Raw genomic sequence first — 17,470 nt, 5'->3', positions numbered from 1 at the left:
CCATGTTAGCTCTAGAAAATCTGCAAAAAAATTTCGGCAGCCGTATCGTCCTCGACCATATCAGCTACCGATTTCCTGATGGAGAGAAAGTGGCTCTCGTCGGTGCCAACGGCGCGGGCAAGACCACCCTTCTGAATATCCTCACCGGTCTGGAATCCGCCGATGGCGGCCGCATCGTGACGTCCCAGAATTTGAAACTGGGATATCTGCCGCAGGAACCGGAAGCCCATCCCAAAGAAACCGTCCTCGCCGACTGCCTTGCCGGTCATCGCGAAATCTACGAACTCAAGGTGCGTATGGACGAGGCGCTGGAAGCGCTGCAGACCGACAGCTCCGAGGAACTAGTCGCCCGCTATGAAAAGGCGGAAAGCCAGTTCTCGCAGGCCGGCGGTTACAGTCTGGAAGCGAAGGCCAGCGGAATTCTGCATGGTCTCGGCTTTCGTCCGGATCAGATTCATCAAAGCCCCAAGGCCCTGTCCGGTGGCTGGCGCATGCGCCTTGAACTCGCGAAGGTGTTTCTCAATGAACCCGATATCCTGGTGCTTGACGAACCGACCAACCACCTCGACCTTCCGAGTTTGATCTGGGTGGAAAAATATCTGCAGAGTTTCCGCGGGACTCTGCTCTTCGTTTCGCATGATCGTTCTCTTCTGAATCGCCTCGCGACCGTTACGCTGCTTTTGAGCCACGGGGAATTGAAGGCCTATCGCGGGAACTTCGATTCGCTCCTGGAACAGCGCGAGATGGAAGAGCAGCAGATCGAATCCCGCCGCGAGAATCTGGAACGGCAGAGAGAGCAGCTCGAAACTTTTGTGGAGCGTTTCGGAGCCAAGGCCAGCAAGGCTCGTCAGGCCCAATCCAAAATGAAGCAGATTGCCAAGCTGCGGGCTCTGGAAAATGAATTGAATCCATCCGCTGCCGATCAGACCTTTCATCTGCAGCTGCCACCGGCCCCATCATGCGGTCGCGATGTGCTGACGGTCAAAAATCTGAATATCGGTTACACGAAACCACTGGCGACCAATATCAATCTGCTTTTGGAACGCGGGGCCCGCGTGGCCATCATCGGCAGCAACGGCATTGGGAAATCAACCTTCTTAAAAACGATCTCTGGCCAGATTCCGAGTCTCGGGGGTGAGGTGCAAACCGGCCATCAGGTTCGCATGGCTTATTTTGCCCAGAATCATGGCGAGATCCTCGATCTGAACAAAACCGTTCTGGAAAACGTGCTGAGCACCCGCGCGGACCTTGGAGACAAGGAAGCGCGGCAGATCCTCGGCTCCTTTCTTTTTTCCGGTGATGACGTTTTCAAAACGGTGAAGGTGCTGTCCGGTGGAGAAAAAGCCCGCGTGGCTCTTTGCCGTTCGCTGCTTTTGCAGTCGAACCTTCTGGTGCTCGACGAACCGACGAACCATTTGGATATGTCCTCGGTCGAGGTCCTGATCGAAGGCCTGGAAGCCTATACAGGAACGCTGCTCTTCGTCAGTCACGATCGAACCTTTATCGAAGCCCTGGCCACGCATATCTTCGTGATGCTGCCCGATGGCCGCTCCGCCTTATTCCACGGCAAGCTGGAAGATTATAAGCGTCTCGCCGCACAACAGGGTTTCCCCGATGTTCTGGACGGCGGAGACACCAAAGCGCCCCAGAGCAAGGCCGTGGAAAGCAAGGACAGCAATGCTGACTTTGATCTGGCCAAACAGCTCAAACGCGATCGCAGCCGCTTTCAGAAAGCCATGGAAAAGCTGGATGCCGATCAGCATAAGCTTCGCAATACCCTGGCTCAGCTGGAAAAGAAACTGGCGGAACTCGATCCGAATGATTACGTGAAGGCGACGGAAGTCAACCGCACGCTGCAGGAGGAAACAGGTCGTTTGGAGAAACTTGAAGAGGAGTGGCTCGAAGCTGCCGACGGACTGGAGCAGGTCGAAAAGCAGCTCTCCGCCATGGGAAGGCTGAATTAAGCATCAGGCTCGGCATCGGGTTCTTCAGCCTCTTCCGCGTCTTCAGGCCGGTAATTTCGCGAACGGGTGCAGGGAATGGGTTCGCCCTGCTTCACGTTCGACAGGTCCACTTTCAAAAGATTCGGCTGAGTTTTCCGGATGAAGGCCACGGCCTCTTCCGGGACGGCGAAGAACGGATAATCGTTATAGGCATAGGACTTCAGGAATTTTTTCGGTCCTTCCATCATGCCGCAAAATAAAAAGGGATAGCGCAGGCGTTTTTTCAGCTGCAGAAGTTCAGCGAGGATGGATGTGCAGACGTCTTTCTCGTCCTGAAAATCGACAATCAGATACTGGAGCTTATGGGCCACAAGCCAGTTATGAATGCCAACAGCCAGCTCGGCGCAAGGACGGCAGTCATTGCCATTCGTGCAAACGTCGACCGCATTGAGGACCACCGCTTCGTCGATTATTTCGGGAACAAAGTCCATAAGTCTCTTGATCTCCCGCTGTGATTTCCGATCCCTATATACCCGTCGATTTCTGCAAAAAAACTGAGGGAATATATCAAACGCCATTCAAACATCAAGATCTATCTTGTCCGCAGATGAAGACAGGATCCTGCTTCCAAAGACTTGCCGCTGATCTATCCATTGACCGATCACACGTTTTCGCATGCTGTTCAGATCAATTTTTTCCAGTGATTTTCGAATTCTAAGAAGCTCTTCCGCCAGCTCGGTCCGAAGGGTTTCAAGACTCTGGTTTTCCATGACCCGTTTCTTCATGGCGACGGGTATCCGATCATCACCCAAAAGCTGGAGGAGTCTCTGATCCTCCTGGGCCTCGTAGGCTCCAACCTCGACCAAATGACGCGCGTCGAGCTCACAGCAGAGACCGATGGTCAGGCGATAAAGGGCGGCCTGGGTATCGTCGGGATGGGGCAGCTGCTGAAGATTCAATTGAAGCAGCCAAATGCCCCCGTTGGCATCCTTGAAATCCTTCTGCGCCTTCTGTTCCACCCAATGATTGAACTCGGCCGCCGCACTCGCTACACTGGCGATCACCGGGCGTCTTGTTATCCCCGAAAGGGTAGAAAAAGACATAGGCGCCGTGCTCCTCATTTCAAGCAGGATGGATCGTGCTCCTTTTTATTCTAACGAAAGTCCCGGGCCGCATAAAGATGGGCGGTTTTTGCCTGCTCATCCTCCTTCTTCAGGGCTGCGTCTATCGCTTCAGCAATACCGCCATGCGCCCCCCGGTCGGCGTGCGGACGATTGCGGTGGAAGCCGTCTACGATGTCAGCCGCGAGGTCATCCCGCATGAGCTTCTGTGGTCGGCTGTTCAAAGGGAACTGGTCCGCAGCGGGCGCCTTATCCTGACCAGTCAGGACGAGGCCGATGCGATCATGCTCATTACCCTGAACAAGGCCTCTGTGAACCCAACGGGCACACCCAGCCGCGAGCCGATCAGCCGTGATCCCGTGGTCAGCGAAACGGAGAAACCCGCACCGCAGGAATTCCGTAACCTGAAGCGGGCGGGCAATCGAACGACAGATGAAGCCGTCAACATGGCAATTAATGTCGAAGTGCACGATCTGAAAACCCGCGCGGTGCTCTTCAATCGCAGCTACAGCGCCGGGACGACCTTTAAAAGTCTGCGCTCAGAAACCATCACGCCCGTGTCCAGCGCCTATCTCAATTACGAGGAAGCCCTGCATGCCAAGGTCAAAGAGCTTTCCGAACAACTCGCAAGCCGCATCGTGGCTGACTTCCTAATGTGAAGGCCCCAGCACCTGTCAAAAAACCCCCAGGTCCAGGCGGCCAGGGGACGCAGGAAGGTAGGACGCCTCGCCTATTCACTTGTTCTGAGGAAATGGCTCTCCTATAGTAGTCACGATCTGTCTTACTTACAGGAGAAAACCAATGGCTTTTAAACTCCCGGAACTGCCTTACGCCCAGGATGCACTGGCGCCTCATATCTCCGCCGAGACCTTGGAATATCACTATGGCAAGCACCACCAGACTTATGTCACGAACCTCAACAAGCTGGTTGAAGGCACTCCCAACGCTGAAAAAAGCTTGGAAGAGCTGATTAAAACCACTGAAGGCGGTATTTTCAATAACGCGGCCCAGGTTTGGAACCACACCTTCTACTGGTACTGCTTGAGCCCCAAAGGCGGCGGCGAACCCAAGGGCAAGCTGGGCGACCTGATCAAGTCGAGCTTCGGTTCCTTCCAGACCTTCAAGGAAAAGTTCACCGACGCTGCCCTGACTCAATTCGGATCCGGCTGGGCCTGGCTTGTGAAAAAGCCTGACGGTTCGCTGGGCATCGAAAAGACGTCGAATGCAGGCTGCCCTTTGACCAGCAATTTCAAACCGCTTCTGACCTGTGATGTGTGGGAACACGCCTACTACATCGACTACCGCAACGCGCGGGCCAAGTACGTCGAGGCTTTCTGGAACCTCGTGAACTGGGACTTCGTCGAAAAGCAACTCTGATCCCAAAGAAAAATGGATCGATCTCCCCGATCGATCCATAGCCATTTCCAGTTTTGAAGAACGTCGGCATTACCGGCCGAGGCTTTTATCCAGCGATCTCAATTTACGAGCGTAGTCCCCCAGAACCTTCAGGTTCTGCTGATAGGCTGAAGCATCACCCAGAGTGAAGCTGGGACCCCGCACATAGTAGCGAATTTCAAGACCGCGCTGCCCAAAGAACCTGATGGTCTGATCAGGCTGCATCATGCCCGTGGTGAAGCCCACTGAAGCATCCTGCTGCTGCGCGATCTGGATTTGACGGACCACAGCATTCACTTCCGCCAGTTCCTGCTGCAGGATGCGATGACGATAGTCCACCAGCATCCGGCGATTCTCCTGATAAGCAGAGGCTTCGCCGAGCGAAAGACCCGAGAAGCTGCGTACGAAGTAGCGAACTTCCATATCCCGATCGGCGAAGAATTTTTGGAATTGATCAGGCTGCAGCGTGTCGCCATTGATTCCAATGGCCCAGACGCGGCTTTCATAATCGTCCAGTTCCTGGATCACCTGATCCACCTTCTGGACTTCACTGAGGACATCGACACTGACCTTGGGAAGAGCCAGGCCCAAAGAGGAAGCGAAAAATAAAGCAGCCGTACAAAGATGTGCGAGAACTTTCATCGACATGATCCTTCCAAAAACGTGAATAGGAATGACAGGGCGAGCCCATTAAGTCACGTTTGAAAGATCGTGTAAACTCCAGGAATCACCCAGGATTTTGCTCGGGAATGTCCAGCAAGGGACTTACAGCAGTCGGTATTTTCTGTCTGGCCGTCCGACCAAACTTGGGCGACTTTTCTGTAAGGCGGTCGCGGCTTGCACACTTTTTGGGAGTTTATTTTTTTTCTGAGAAGAGCAATGTCTTTCCGTGAGTCGCGTCTTTTCCTTGGGTGGAGACGTGAAAGCAGAGAGGCTAAAGACCATGTCAGAAAAATCAAAACGCGCTATTATACTTGCAATCTCGACGCTGCTGAAAGGCGGCATGGAATATCACAGAGTCGTGCAATACATCCATACGACTTATTATCTGAATACGGATGAGGCCGAACAGCTTGTAACGCAGGCCCAAACCCGCCTGCACCTGCATTTTGTGGCCTAAGAGTTCTTGAGCCAGGTCAAGGCTTGCCAACGCTGAAGCGCATGAAGAAGGACGGCTTTCCGCTCGGGATCACCGCCACGCTCTGCGAGATCAGCCAGCTGCTGACGGAATTTGAAGACCTTCACGTAGCAGAGGAACACGAAGAGCAGCATGGCAACCGCCAGATAGGGTCGCCCGAAAAAGAAGGGAACGATCCACGCCACATGCAAAAGCACTCGAATGACAAACTTCATTTTTTATCCAAAGACGGAGGGGCCGCGGTGAAAGACCGGGCCCTGACGTTAACGTTGCAGATGCCTTTTTCGTCTTCCGGGAAATGAATCCAGAAGTCCCAGGTGTGTTCGCCTTCGGGCATGAGCGCCGTTTCAAAGTAGACACCGATGCGATTCTGGGCCGGATAGCGACTGACGGGATGTTTGATCATTTTTTCCACGGCCGGCATATCACGGATGAGCCTTGGGAAAAAGCCCAGCTCAGCGGCCTTGCGACTGATTTCGAAATGCAGCGCGAAGAGCCGCCCATGATTACGGCCGAGGATCTTATAGCGGCATTTGCTGCGGCTGCAGTATTTCTCCGAAGGCATCCGCGAGGCGCCTTCGAATCTGGGATCGAGCACATTGATATCCAGATTTTCCAGCTCGCTCCGGTCCCAGAGCCATTCGGTATCCTTGTCACCGAGCCAGGTGTAATAAATCCCACTGCCGCGCCGCAGATATTTTTTCGCATCCACCGGCAGAGTCAGAATCATGGGCATGAAGACCGAGTCATCAAAAAAGTTGACCTCGGGCATCAGCGACATCTTGATCTTGAAATAAAGGATTCTCAGATAGAACTTCAAACCGCCCATCAAACCCATGTCGCCGCTACGTTTGGAATTGATGAAGGCGTCGATGTCCTCGGAATCAAAATGCAGCGTGAAAAAGTTCTTCACATCCCCGACGATCAGAAGGTCGGACTGCGAGGCGACCGGATGATAGTCTTGAAAAGCCGGATCGGCGAGCAGGATGTTATCGAAGACGAGGTGATTGCGTTCGCTGTAGTTATACTTGTAGTATTTCGCGTTCACCATCCGCTGCTTGTCCTGCAGCGTCACGGGATCGGTGAAGTCCTTCGCCGCATAGTCCCCGGGACAGCTGGCCAGGTATGCGTAACCCCGCCGTGTATCGAATTCCACGAAGTTGCTGGACCGGCAAGGCCCCTCGCCTTTCCCATCGAATTTCGTCCCGAATTTCTCATCGAAGAAGCTGATCCGGTCGAAGGGCACGACCGGCTTTTTCATCCAGTCCTTGTCCTCGGGAAAGATCAGGCTGCCTTCGTCATCCAAAGGATCGAGCTGCATCGGCAGCTCCTGCCAACGCTCGGGCAGATCCGGGCGGAACGCGAAAAGATGCAGGGTGTCACGCGGAATTTTCGAGCGTTGTTTCAAGGGGACCTGATGCATGATGAGAAAACCAGGGCAGGCCCAGGCGGTGGAGGTAAAGACCACGGCCCAAAGGAAGAGCACGCTTACGAAGCGACGTCGTCCGCGGAAATTTCCTCGAATTCTGCAAGAGCGTATTGGCATAAAAGATCCGTTATAAGATCTGTCTGTCGCGCATCCAGATCCAGGTAGCGAACACCATGCAGATAACGCTCTTCGTTTTTCTGCACCCAACGGACCTCGACCTGGAGCTTTTGCAGGCCAAAGCCAGCCAGCTGCTGATACAGGACGCCATCCATCGAGTCAATATTCAGTTCCAATCTGGTCCCACGCGGGATAAGGCCCGGCAACGAAAAACTCATGCCGGTCGAGGAGAAATTTAACAGATGAGCCGGCCCGGATAAAGTTGTGAGAAGGATGCGCTCGGGTTTGGCAACGCTCCAGCGGCGTTCCACCCTTGTCAGATAGGCTGTTGTCTTGTAAACCTCTTCGGCCTGAGCGCGCAGCTCTGGCTGACTCAGGAAGGGATCATACTCCCAGGATTCCACCATTTCGATATGGTGCTTGATGGCAATCAGTCGGCGCTTGGCGCGCGCATTGATCGTTCCCAGCGGCTCGACGAGTTCTTTGGTCGTCGGACCCACCAGAACGGAATGAGGCAGACAGGCCCCTTCCAGACGCTTCGCAAAGTTCACGCCGTTGCCGATCACGGTGAAATCGAGTTTTTCCCCGCTGCCGAGGTTGCCTAAGAACACGGCCGCGGTATTGATGCCGATACGCAAGGGAAAGACGGGTTCGCGACGCTTGGCGGCACGGATCATGCGGGGTACGTTCGCACGTTGGATTTCAAGAGCGGTGAGCACGGCCTGCTCCGCATGATCTGTGGATTCCTTGTCATCATGGAAGGAATAGCCGAAGAAACAGAGAAGACCATCCCCGAGGGTCTTGTTGACGATTCCGCCATGACGATGGACGGTGGCGCTCAGTTCCTCGATCAGACTGCGGAGGCTTTCAAAAGCCGTGCGCGGCAGCTGATTTTCCACCATGAGCGAGAAGCCGACGATGTCGATGAACATGATTGTGAGTACGCGTTCCCGCGCTTCCAAAGCGAGGCGCTCCGGATGCTTGGACAGTTCATGAAGGACGGTTTTTTCAACCGTTCCCTGCAGAGTCTGCTTGATGTACCAGGACTTGAGTTCCATGGCGCGGATGCGGAAACCGGCAATACTGAGGCCGATGAAGAAAAAGCTCATGCTGGGGCCGAGCCAGGGAAGCATCCAGCCCAGCCAGGCAAAGGCGTAAAAACAAACCAAAGCCCAAAGGCAGAGGCTGCCGACCAGAATCATGATCAGAACCGCAGGACTCAGCCAGTAAGCGAGCAGCGCGGACAGACAGCCAAAGCCGGCAATCAGCCAGGGACCGGCTTCGATCGGACGCAGCCAATCCTTTTGCAGGATGTTGTTCAGCACGGCCAGATGTGAGAAGGCGCCGGGAATGATGCCGAGCGGGCTCGGTTTGAAATCCACGTTTCCTGTGAAATACATCTGAATAATGTAAATGTAGTCGTCGCTGGAAATGCGCAGCAGTTCCTTGTCCTGAACCTTGGGCTTCATGAGAAGGCGGAGCGGCCGCACCGATTTCACCATGTCTTCGCGTTTGGGAAAGTTGATGTAAGCGCTGCCATCGCGGGATAAAGGCAGCTCGCCTTCGTTCACATAAAGCTGGCCCTGTTTGAAGTAGGCGTTGCCTGTGGCGCGCAGCATCACATGCGGCAGGAGATGATTTTTTTGCAGGCGGATGAAGGGATGAAAGCGCCCTTCCTTCTGTCCGTAATGAATGTGACCGATGCGATAAAGAGCCTCGCGCAGGAACACATCCGGCCCATACACAAAGCCATTGCCATAGTCCAGGATCGGCAAGGCCTCGGCCTCCTGATCGGCCGTCAAAGGCGACTGGGGCAGCTGACGCAGATAATTCTTCACATCAAACGCGGGATCATTCAGATCCCAGGGCTCACGGCCGCGAACCTCTTTCAGACTTCCATAGGCGCCCATTAAAATAGGCGTTTTGATGGCTTTCAGACGGGCGCTCAAAGCGTCCCTTTCCGCCTGCTGATCAAGCCCCACATCCGTCACGGAAAACAGCGCGTCGATGACGATCGCCTTGGGCGAGCGGGAATCCAAAGCTTCCAGAAGTTCCACCCACTGACTCAATTTCAGATTGGGGCTCTGCATATAGGAAATGGTCGTGTCATCCATCCCATAGGATTTAATGTTCTCGTGAATCCGGGGCGCACGATCAATGTGCTGGCGCAGCTGAAAGAAGAGCGGATTGACCAGACGGGTTTCCGCTTCCATGGAAAGGGGCGAGAACTCCCAAGCGGTCAAAGCGCCAATCCAAAACACGCAGATCCCCACCGCCAGCTTTAAGCTGACTGATGGGCTTTGCAGCCAATGTCCTGGTTCGCGACTCAATCCCGGCTCCTTGGAAAAATTTCTCTTCAGCGGTATCGGAGAAATCCAGCGGAACCCAAGCGTCTCACGCTTGGCAAAAAAGGAAGTCCCTGCCCTTTTGCGCAAGGGTTCCCGCGGTTCGCTCTGGTTTCCCCATCCACATTCCCCTATGATGGAGCATGACAGGAGTCTGCTTCGAAAAGGAAATCTGCGATGCCTATCTTCGCTTCCGCCAAACGCCGCGCCGTCCTGGGCTGGTTGGCCTCATTTTTAAGTTTGGGCATGGCGTCCCAATCTTACGGAAAACCATTTGTAATCGGCAGCTTACAGGATCCTTACCGGATCTATCCCCTGCTACAGAAAGCCGGGGATGGCAAAGTCGTTCGTCATCTGATCAATCCCCCTGTCCTTACTGTGCGGAATGATGGCCGCATTATCTGCATCATCTGCAAAGACACGCCCGAGCTTTTGAGCCGCAAGGACGATGATGGCAATACCACCACGTACATGGTGGATCTTGAACTCAAAAAGAAACTGAAATGGGGCGACGGCACGGACATCACGCCTCAGGATGTGAAGTTCACACTGGAAACCATGGCCCGCGCGGATTATGGCAAGGGCAAGGATCCTCTGCTGCCCATTCGCCGTATCGAAATGGATCCTGACCAGAAGAATAAGATGCGTCTGATCCTGACCCACAGGCGACCGGATGCGTTTCAGCTGTTTGCGATTTCCCTCTTGCCGGCCCATAAGGCTGAGCTTATTCAGAAGCTGCAGAAAGACCCGCATGACGCCAACTGGTGGAACAAACTGCAGGACCCTGGGCTTTATTACGGGGCTTACATCGTAAAATCCGCGACTGCGGAGCGGTGGACCCTGGTCTCGAACCCGGAAGGCGAATGGGAGGAGGCACCGACGCAGGATCTGGAGCTGCGTCTCTATAATGGCATTCCGGCCCTGGCCAAGGCGCTGCAAAATGGTGAAGTGGATCAGACCGCCGAAGGTGAGCTGAGCTGGTTGAATTGGCTGGAACTCAAAGAGCAGGTACCGAGCCTCGACCAGAAATTCAGTCTGCAGAGCCGTCCCGGGCATACGCTGGAACTTATTATTCTGAACCTGCGCAGCCCTCTTCTCGTGAATCCCCAGCTGCGACAGATCCTGCAGCATACCATCCAACGGCAAGCGTTGGTGCAAAAGCAGCTCCAGGGCCATGGTCTGCCGGCCTTCACGGCCCTGCACCCGACCCAGCTGGAACGCATCAATGAAAAGGTCGTGGATCCTTATCAGCCGCAGCGTGTGGGTCAGCTTTTGGAGCAAATCGGCGGTCGCAAAAACAGCGAGGGGACTCTGATCATCGACGGCCAGAAGATCAACCTCGTGCTGACCTGCTCGGATATACGATTGAAATCAGGCTTTTACCAGCCCGTGCTGGAAGATCTGAAAAAGATCGGCGCCAATGTTCAGCTGGAAATTATTCCGGAAGAGGAATTCATGCGCCAGACCCTGCCGCAGCGCCGCTTCAGGGACATGGCCTGCATGCGTTGGAATCTGCCGCCCCTCACGACGCCGATCAACCTGATGCATTCGCTGGCCATACCCAGCGCGGATAACAATTACTTCGGGCAGAATTTCAGCGGCTGGGATATGAACGTGGTCGATCGCATTCTGGAAACCATGCAGCGTGAAGCGGAGCCTATCCAGCTGCAGCGTCTGCTCGCACGACTCGATAAGCAGTTCATGAGCGAGCTGCCCGGTTTTCCGCTGGTTTTCCTGCCTGATGTCTGGCTGAATCGCAAGGAACCAGCGAAGGATATTCTGGAAACTCAGGAAAGAATATCCGCGTATCCGAATGCCGCGGACCTGCCGGTGCGGAAGATGTGAGCTTAGAATACAGCGCCCAGCACGACGACGTTCGATGAGTCGTCGTGCTCATAGCTGCCGATCGCATTGACCCCGTTGCGCCTCACCCTCACTTCATCCTTCGACTTGCTCGCTTTCAGAAGAACGAGTTCTGCGAAGAACTGCTTATTGCGAATGAATCCACCGACCCGCAGTTCATTGGACGTGACCTTGGTCTCGACGTCCTTATTATCACCGGGGACACGCGTGGGATCGAAGAGGAAGACACCATCCTGCCTCGTGATACTGCCTTTGATACCTACGACGGGAAGGATCGCGAACTCAGCGCCGATGCCGATAGCCAGGGTCTTGCGGAAGTACTGATCAATCTCCACGCCGCGCAGGAAGATATCACGCTGGTCCTCGGGACTCGTGGCATCCTCATCGCGATCATCATGTTTATAGGACCATTTCAAAACGGAAAGACCGAGCGAGAGACGATCCGAATAGGTTAAACCCAATTCCAGACCGCCCATACCGGGATCGGAAATAATCTTCTGCTCGCCTTCGATCGTGGCCTTGCCGCGCAGCGGTGGTGCCGTGAAGGCCCCTATGCTCACATTCTGCACGCGATAGTTCACACCCAGGGAATAGCCGGACATCGTTCCTTTGTAGCGGGTGCGATCATCATTGCCCACGCCGTAGCCACCCAGGAGGTCAGCCTGATGAGACTGGTAGCGGAAGGTGAAGGCGCCGCGGAGTTCAGGCAGAAGATCCACCACGAATTTCATCTTGTAATCGCGGACCCAGAATTCCTCGAAGGCTTCGCTATTGCGCTGATCCGATTTCCCGCTGATCTGCCGCGAATGTTCATTCCCGGAAAGGCCAAAGGCGGCGCCGCCCAGGGGAATCTGAAAAGCCAGCCCGACGTCTTTTTTATTGGTCGTATGCTTGATCTGAGCCGGGGTATTGTTATTGGGATTGATCAGATAACGGGATTCCTCGGTGCGAACCAGCCTGAGACCGCCGATGATGGTGCGATCGGTGGGAATGGCCGCAGGATTCACCTGAAAAGGATTGGGAACCAGAAGGGAGGTCACGGGCCAGGCTCGTTCCTCGACGTTGTCGGCCAGCACTGTTTGCGAACCGAAAAGACAAATCGCGACTAAAGCCTTCACTGGCTTCATGGCTGGCCCTTCCTGGAAAATTCAACGTTCACGCGAAGACGCTCAGACCATTTTAGCTGGTTTTGAGTCGCGTGAGAGCAGGAATTGATTCCAAATACGTCCGATAGGTGGTGGTATACGTTGCACCAAGCGTCAACTCCAGGACTGCGCCTCCCAGGTTGCTGGGGCTCAGGGTGAAACTGCCTCCGGTTTCCACAGCGCCGCTGTCCTTATTGATGCTAAGGGCTCGCAGGTTGTCGTCTGTCGCGCCAACCACACGCCCACCCAGAATTCCACCGCCAATCATCAAGGCGCCACCGACTGGCCAATGGTCACGACCGTTGTTGTTGTTCACTTTGGGTGTGCGTCCAAAATCAGAATAAAGGACGATGAGGGTATTGTCGAGCTGGTTCGCGGCTTTCAGTTCGGCCACGAAGCGGCCCAAAAGGTAGTCAAAGCTTTCCACGACAGGCTGCATGGCCCGTTCCTGCCCCGCATGGGTATCAAATCCGCCGACACCGAGGTTCAGGCAGGTCACGAGGTTATTTTTCAGAAGTTTCAAAGACAGGGCGAAGGCATCGCGCATGCCGTTATTCATCGTCCGCGGCGCGTTCACACCAAAGGGCGTCCGATCCTCGTTGGTCAGTTCAAGCTTGCTGCCCACATTGTCGGCGAACTGCGTTTGAATTTTCGATTGAGCCGAAGCAACGGCTTTCAAGCGGTCGTAATCACCTGTCTTGGCCTTGGCCCTTTCAATCGAGCTATTCAGATAATTCAGGATCAGCATCTTCTGATCCATCGCATCGGTATCCTCAGGGTACATGGAACGATAAAGGTCAAGATTCTGGGCCCGCACGACGGAAACCGGACTCAAGAGGCCACGGTCGATCTTGGGATCCATCCCGCCATTCAATTGAATAATGGGAATGGTGGCCGTGCTTTCACTCGCGACGATCGAAGGGATGGAAGCGGCGTTCACGTTGCCCGAGTTACTCAGAACGCCAGTATCCATGTACACGGCGCCGGCCATATGCGAGGTCGTGCCCATGTTCAGGCCCCGGACGACCAGCACGTCCTGCCCCATGGCGGCGACGTTCGGCATCCAGCGTCCGATTTTTTCCGTGGAACCGGCGAGCTGCTGCGCGGCACCCCAGTCGTACATCATATCAATGCCCGAGGTCGACGAAGGTTTGGGATCGGTGATTTCAAGGATATCCCAGCCGCCGCTCATATTGATCCAAATCAGACGACGCGCGGGTGGGTACTGACCGGCCGCAAGGGCCTTGCCACCCGGAATCATCTGCGAAGCCATCAGATATCCGGCCAGGTACGTGCCGCCCAGCATCAGCTCGCGCCGGGTCAGATCCGGAAGCTGCGATGGATGGCAGATATGACCATGGCCCGTACCTTTGATGATGCTGTCTTTCAGCACCTGCTTATCGATTTTGTTCTTCATGGATCTTTCTCCAACCAACAGGTGACGGCATCCTTGAGTTTGAAAACTTCGGAATTCGCGGGCCCGGGAGGCATCACACCCGACGCCATCATCTTGATGGCCGTGGCGCGCAGAGGACGCCATTCGGCTTCCGTGCGCAGAGGCTGGCGACTGCCGGAACCGTTGTGGCAACCCGTGCAAAGAGTCACGCGAGACTGCACATCACCAGCGAAGGTATACGCGCGGTCTTCGCAGGTGGTCGTGGTGGTCGGAAATTCGCCGAGAGGCGGAGCCGACAGAGGATCGGTCGCGATCCCATCGCTGCGCGTACCTTCCAGGAAGGCAGGATGCGTGCTGATCGCATAGACCAGCTCGCGGAAACTGTAATTGGTGGTCAGGAAATAATCCGTGAGTTTGGTTCGCAGATTCTCCTCGTCGACATAGAACTTGCGGCCCATCAGCCACTTCCAGACGTTTTGAACCGTACAGGTGGCAAAGGCCTTATCCCCGCGCACGATTTCAGCGAGGTCGGCGACGCTTGTGCCCGTCTTGCTATTGAAGGTTGTGGAGACTGCGGCCTGGCCACCGCTATAAAGGTCACCGCCTTCACCCCAGACCATGAAGAAGTCCGCGAGGGGATCGAGCGTCGCATGACAGCCGGAGCAGCCGGGCGCCACGCGAAGGTTGCCTGGATCCTGCGGGAACACGCGGGGAAGGTCCGCGGTGAATTCCCGGCACAGAAGACGCTTGTAGAGTTCATTGGCGCGCGTTCTGTTTTTATCGTAGCGGCGCAGCCAGCCGAAAGTGGAGAGGATACCGCCCGAGCTGTAGTCATAACCCGAGGTTTTGAGGAGCCGGAACCTTGTGTCACTGAAGGCTGTGCTTTCCACGATCTGAACCACCTCTTCACTCAGATTGAGCTCATCAATCTTGAAGTGATGGCGCTGACCATAGAAGTGAGCCACGGCTCCGTCCACAGCTGTAAGGCCAGGCTCAAGCACCTTGGTATAAGGATAGTTCTGGACCACGACAGCCGTCGCAAGACCCGCAGCCTGGCGGCTGAGCGATTTGATCACGGAATAGCGGGAATCAAAGGTTTCCGTCGTACCGAGTTCGGCGTTGCGGGCTTCCTCTTCATTGGGGCTTTGCACAAAGCAGGAACTCAGATCCTGACCGCAGGCCTTCACGATCGAAGGGCAGGCCCAGGCGACGATGCCGGGATACCAGAAAACGGAGACGGGCTGTTCGGCCGACAAAGGACAGCCTGAACCGAGACGCGAATCGAGGTTACTCGTCCACATGCAGCGGAATCGGCCATTGGCCCCATCCAGGCGACCGCAGGTGATGCTCGCAAATTTTTCCTGCTTGCCGTCGATATCCTCACGCAGAAGTTCCTGCAGATATTCCTCGGGCAAACCGACCCCCAGGACGCGCTCATGATAGCGAAGCACGGAATCATAAAAGCCATCACCATCGAGGAAGGTCCGCACAGCAGTTTTGTAGGCCGCATCCGAGACGGCATTGCTGGTGAATTCCTGATCGGTGGGCATGGTTCCCGTCAGAAGATACTGGGCACGACGCAGAGCCGCTGAAAGATCCTGGGCAGCCTGCAGTGGGGCACTGAAAAGTCCCAGAAGGGCCAAGGAGAAAATAATGGGGCTTGAAAATTTCATAGCAGCAAAGCCTCCGCATCGATCAGAAGGGTGGCGCAGACCGGAATGTAACTGGCGTTGGTCACGCGCCCATTGACCAAAGCTGTCTGCAGGATGGCGTTCAACTGGGTCATGGCATCAGCCGAGATATTGGAAGAAGGCAAACCGATAAGGCGCTGCGCAAGAAAACGGATGTTGGTCGTGGTGTCCGCGGGATCGGCGGGAAGGATGGATTCCCACCCAGCGTGCTGCCTTTCATCGGGATCGACAAGGCTGCCGCAGACCTCCTCGGCAACTTTCAATTCCGCCAGCAGTGAGGTCGCATCATAGGTTTCCTGCGGCACGATCGCGAAGTTATTGCTCGCTCCACCCAGCAGCATGCGATACTGCTCGACACGACCGATCTCCCGCGCGACCACCGCACCCTGCTCGCGATACTGAAGCAGAAGCTGCCTGACGAAGGTATCAGGATCGGGCCGCACACCGGCAGGGGCATGGGTCGTGGACACGGCGTGAACTTCAGCCAGGGCGGCTTCGTTCACATCTCCGGCCTTGTCACCAAGGGAGGCACCCAGAACTTCGGCCGTGCTGGCCTGCCGGGCGCCTTCGCTCACGCTTCTTTTTTTGAAGACGTAACAGCCGGGCAGTGTCTGGGAAGCCAGGGCCAGGATCACGATCCTTACCCAGGGTCCAAATTCGGGGTGACGCGCACACAGGCCAATCATAAAGATCCCTCCACATCAAACCCTTCGGCAGATTCCAGGACAGATTCAATTTGATGGCCTTAATTCTTTAATTACTACGTTTTGCGCAAAATCAAAAATTTGATTGGATTCCCGCAATTCCACCGATTCCGAACAATTTATACTTGGCGTTAAATTCGGGTATACTTTGCCCGTCTGTGCCGCTGACGCCGATGAGCCCTGCAAAGACAGGGATGCCCATATTCATGCTCAGCTTCATCTGCAGGCTCAGCATGGGAATGGTATCCATGGTCACGTTACGATTGTCAGCATAGGAAAGGCTTTTGTAGATCAGGGTGGATTCAAAACCGAAAGGGCCGAGGGGGAAAAAGCCGGCCAGCTGCACGCGGAAGTAATCCTCTTTCACGGTCGCGCCACGATCGGTGCGATTGCCGCCGCCGCTGGCCTCGATGGCCGCGAATTCTCCATAGACGAGTCCAAGGCCAAGGCGGGTGCGCATAAAGATGGAAATGGTCGTCGGATCGTAGATACGGTCTTCAACCACAAAACTGGATTCATCAATATTGGTGCTTTTGGTGACATTGCGCTTTTTTTCGGCTGCGGTTTTGAACGCAAAGCCGCCATCGAAGTTGCCACCATGTTTCACGACAGCAAGATGCCCATAGGTGGTCGAAGCCTCGTCGAATTTATCCGTGGCTGTGAAGAAGGCCGATTCGGATTTGGCTTCGAAAGGGCTCACGTAATAACCATCCACTCCCAGGACAAGATCCAGGGCATTCTGAGTCGCATAGACGAATTCAAATTTGGGCTTGGTTTCAAACCAGGTGGATTCCGTAACGATGCTCGGCACCTGCTCGCCTTCTTCCTTACGATAGTTGGCAAGGACCGGCAGGGTCAGACGCAGCGAGGCATTGGCCCCAATCGCAAACTGCTGCATGTATTTCGCGTAGTTGATCAGGATGCGATCGTAGCTGCGGGTGTTGGTGCCGCTGGTTTTCACCGACCCGTCGAGCAGGATGGACTTGGCCACAGCCTGAAAGCCAGGCGTGCGACCGAGGACCACCGCATCACGGCCGACCGTATCTTCGAAGAGGACTTCATAGGTAAAGGCCTGGGCTGATCCGGATGCCAGAAGGCTTGCACAAAACAGCGCGCGAGACCAGGGCCTTTGACCGGGCATGATGCATTCCTTTGCGTTGTCCAAAAATGGGGCTTACCCATT

At 55.1% G+C, this 17,470-nt stretch carries 16 protein-coding genes; 5 read left to right on the top strand and 11 right to left on the bottom strand.

What is annotated here, in order from left to right; all coding sequences use genetic code 11:
• The first annotated feature begins 2 nt into the window (after window positions 1-2).
• Window positions 3-1,964 carry an ABC-F family ATP-binding cassette domain-containing protein gene (locus VFO10_RS01930; RefSeq protein WP_325136980.1) on the top strand — a complete coding sequence of 654 codons (1,962 nt, stop codon included), beginning with the start codon at window positions 3-5 and terminating at the stop codon, window positions 1,962-1,964.
• Here the strand turns inward: VFO10_RS01930 and VFO10_RS01925 are convergent.
• Complete coding sequence (locus VFO10_RS01925) at window positions 1,961-2,434, bottom strand: hypothetical protein (protein ID WP_325136979.1); 474 nt, start codon at window positions 2,432-2,434, stop codon at window positions 1,961-1,963. The two genes, VFO10_RS01930 and VFO10_RS01925, sit on opposite strands and share 4 nt — an antisense overlap.
• Window positions 2,435-2,521: 87 nt before the next feature.
• Complete coding sequence (locus VFO10_RS01920; RefSeq protein ID WP_325136978.1) at window positions 2,522-3,046, bottom strand: hypothetical protein; 525 nt, start codon at window positions 3,044-3,046, stop codon at window positions 2,522-2,524.
• Between the two features lie 35 nt (window positions 3,047-3,081).
• On the opposite strand from VFO10_RS01920, the gene VFO10_RS01915 reads away from it, so the two are divergent.
• A complete protein-coding gene (locus tag VFO10_RS01915; RefSeq protein ID WP_325136977.1) occupies window positions 3,082-3,723 on the top strand; it encodes a hypothetical protein in 642 nt (213 codons plus the stop codon).
• Window positions 3,724-3,865: 142 nt separating this feature from the next.
• Entirely contained in the window at window positions 3,866-4,441 is a 576-nt protein-coding gene (locus VFO10_RS01910; protein WP_325136976.1) for a superoxide dismutase, read from the top strand.
• A gap of 69 nt (window positions 4,442-4,510) precedes the next feature.
• Here VFO10_RS01910 and VFO10_RS01905 read toward each other — a convergent pair whose 3' ends face one another.
• On the bottom strand, window positions 4,511-5,101 hold the full coding sequence (locus VFO10_RS01905; RefSeq protein WP_325136975.1) for a hypothetical protein: 591 nt from the start codon (window positions 5,099-5,101) through the stop codon (window positions 4,511-4,513).
• Between the two features lie 301 nt (window positions 5,102-5,402).
• Here VFO10_RS01905 and VFO10_RS01900 point away from each other — a divergent pair, with 301 nt between their 5' ends.
• On the top strand, window positions 5,403-5,579 hold the full coding sequence (locus tag VFO10_RS01900) for a hypothetical protein (RefSeq protein WP_325136974.1): 177 nt from the start codon (window positions 5,403-5,405) through the stop codon (window positions 5,577-5,579).
• On the opposite strand, the gene VFO10_RS01895 is transcribed toward VFO10_RS01900, so the two are convergent.
• From VFO10_RS01895 to VFO10_RS01885, 3 genes are read right to left on the bottom strand one after another with little or no spacing between them, the layout of a single operon-like run.
• The gene (locus VFO10_RS01895; RefSeq protein ID WP_325136973.1) at window positions 5,576-5,812 is read right to left on the bottom strand and encodes a hypothetical protein; all 237 of its coding nucleotides are present in this window, start codon (window positions 5,810-5,812) and stop codon (window positions 5,576-5,578) included. The two genes, VFO10_RS01900 and VFO10_RS01895, sit on opposite strands and share 4 nt — an antisense overlap.
• Window positions 5,809-7,083 (bottom strand): hypothetical protein, encoded by a 1,275-nt coding sequence (locus tag VFO10_RS01890; RefSeq protein ID WP_325136972.1) that lies wholly within the window; start codon window positions 7,081-7,083, stop codon window positions 5,809-5,811. Before VFO10_RS01890 ends, VFO10_RS01895 begins: the two co-directional genes overlap by 4 nt.
• A gap of 2 nt (window positions 7,084-7,085) precedes the next feature.
• On the bottom strand, window positions 7,086-9,473 hold the full coding sequence (locus VFO10_RS01885) for an adenylate/guanylate cyclase domain-containing protein (RefSeq protein WP_325136971.1): 2,388 nt from the start codon (window positions 9,471-9,473) through the stop codon (window positions 7,086-7,088).
• A 192-nt stretch (window positions 9,474-9,665) separates the two neighbouring features.
• Here VFO10_RS01885 and VFO10_RS01880 point away from each other — a divergent pair, with 192 nt between their 5' ends.
• Entirely contained in the window at window positions 9,666-11,333 is a 1,668-nt protein-coding gene (locus VFO10_RS01880; protein ID WP_325136970.1) for an ABC transporter substrate-binding protein, read from the top strand.
• Window positions 11,334-11,335: 2 nt separating this feature from the next.
• Here VFO10_RS01880 and VFO10_RS01875 read toward each other — a convergent pair whose 3' ends face one another.
• From VFO10_RS01875 to VFO10_RS01855, 5 genes are all read right to left on the bottom strand, one after another.
• The gene (locus tag VFO10_RS01875; protein WP_325136969.1) at window positions 11,336-12,478 is read right to left on the bottom strand and encodes a hypothetical protein; all 1,143 of its coding nucleotides are present in this window, start codon (window positions 12,476-12,478) and stop codon (window positions 11,336-11,338) included.
• Between the two features lie 52 nt (window positions 12,479-12,530).
• Window positions 12,531-13,913, bottom strand: coding sequence for a DUF1501 domain-containing protein (locus VFO10_RS01870; protein WP_325136968.1), 1,383 nt, complete (start codon window positions 13,911-13,913; stop codon window positions 12,531-12,533).
• Window positions 13,910-15,565, bottom strand: a complete 1,656-nt coding sequence (locus VFO10_RS01865) for a hypothetical protein (protein ID WP_325136967.1) — start codon at window positions 15,563-15,565, stop codon at window positions 13,910-13,912. Before VFO10_RS01865 ends, VFO10_RS01870 begins: the two co-directional genes overlap by 4 nt.
• Window positions 15,562-16,269 carry a hypothetical protein gene (locus tag VFO10_RS01860; RefSeq protein WP_325136966.1) on the bottom strand — a complete coding sequence of 236 codons (708 nt, stop codon included), beginning with the start codon at window positions 16,267-16,269 and terminating at the stop codon, window positions 15,562-15,564. The genes VFO10_RS01865 and VFO10_RS01860 overlap by 4 nt, the downstream gene beginning before the upstream one ends.
• A 91-nt stretch (window positions 16,270-16,360) precedes the next feature.
• A complete protein-coding gene (locus tag VFO10_RS01855; protein ID WP_325136965.1) occupies window positions 16,361-17,428 on the bottom strand; it encodes a hypothetical protein in 1,068 nt (355 codons plus the stop codon).
• Window positions 17,429-17,470: the final 42 nt, after the last annotated feature.

The sequence above is a fragment of the Oligoflexus sp. genome, assembly GCF_035712445.1.
In the GTDB taxonomy this organism is placed as follows: Bacteria; Bdellovibrionota_B; Oligoflexia; order Oligoflexales; family Oligoflexaceae; genus Oligoflexus.
This window is presented reverse-complemented; position numbering and strand designations above follow the sequence as displayed.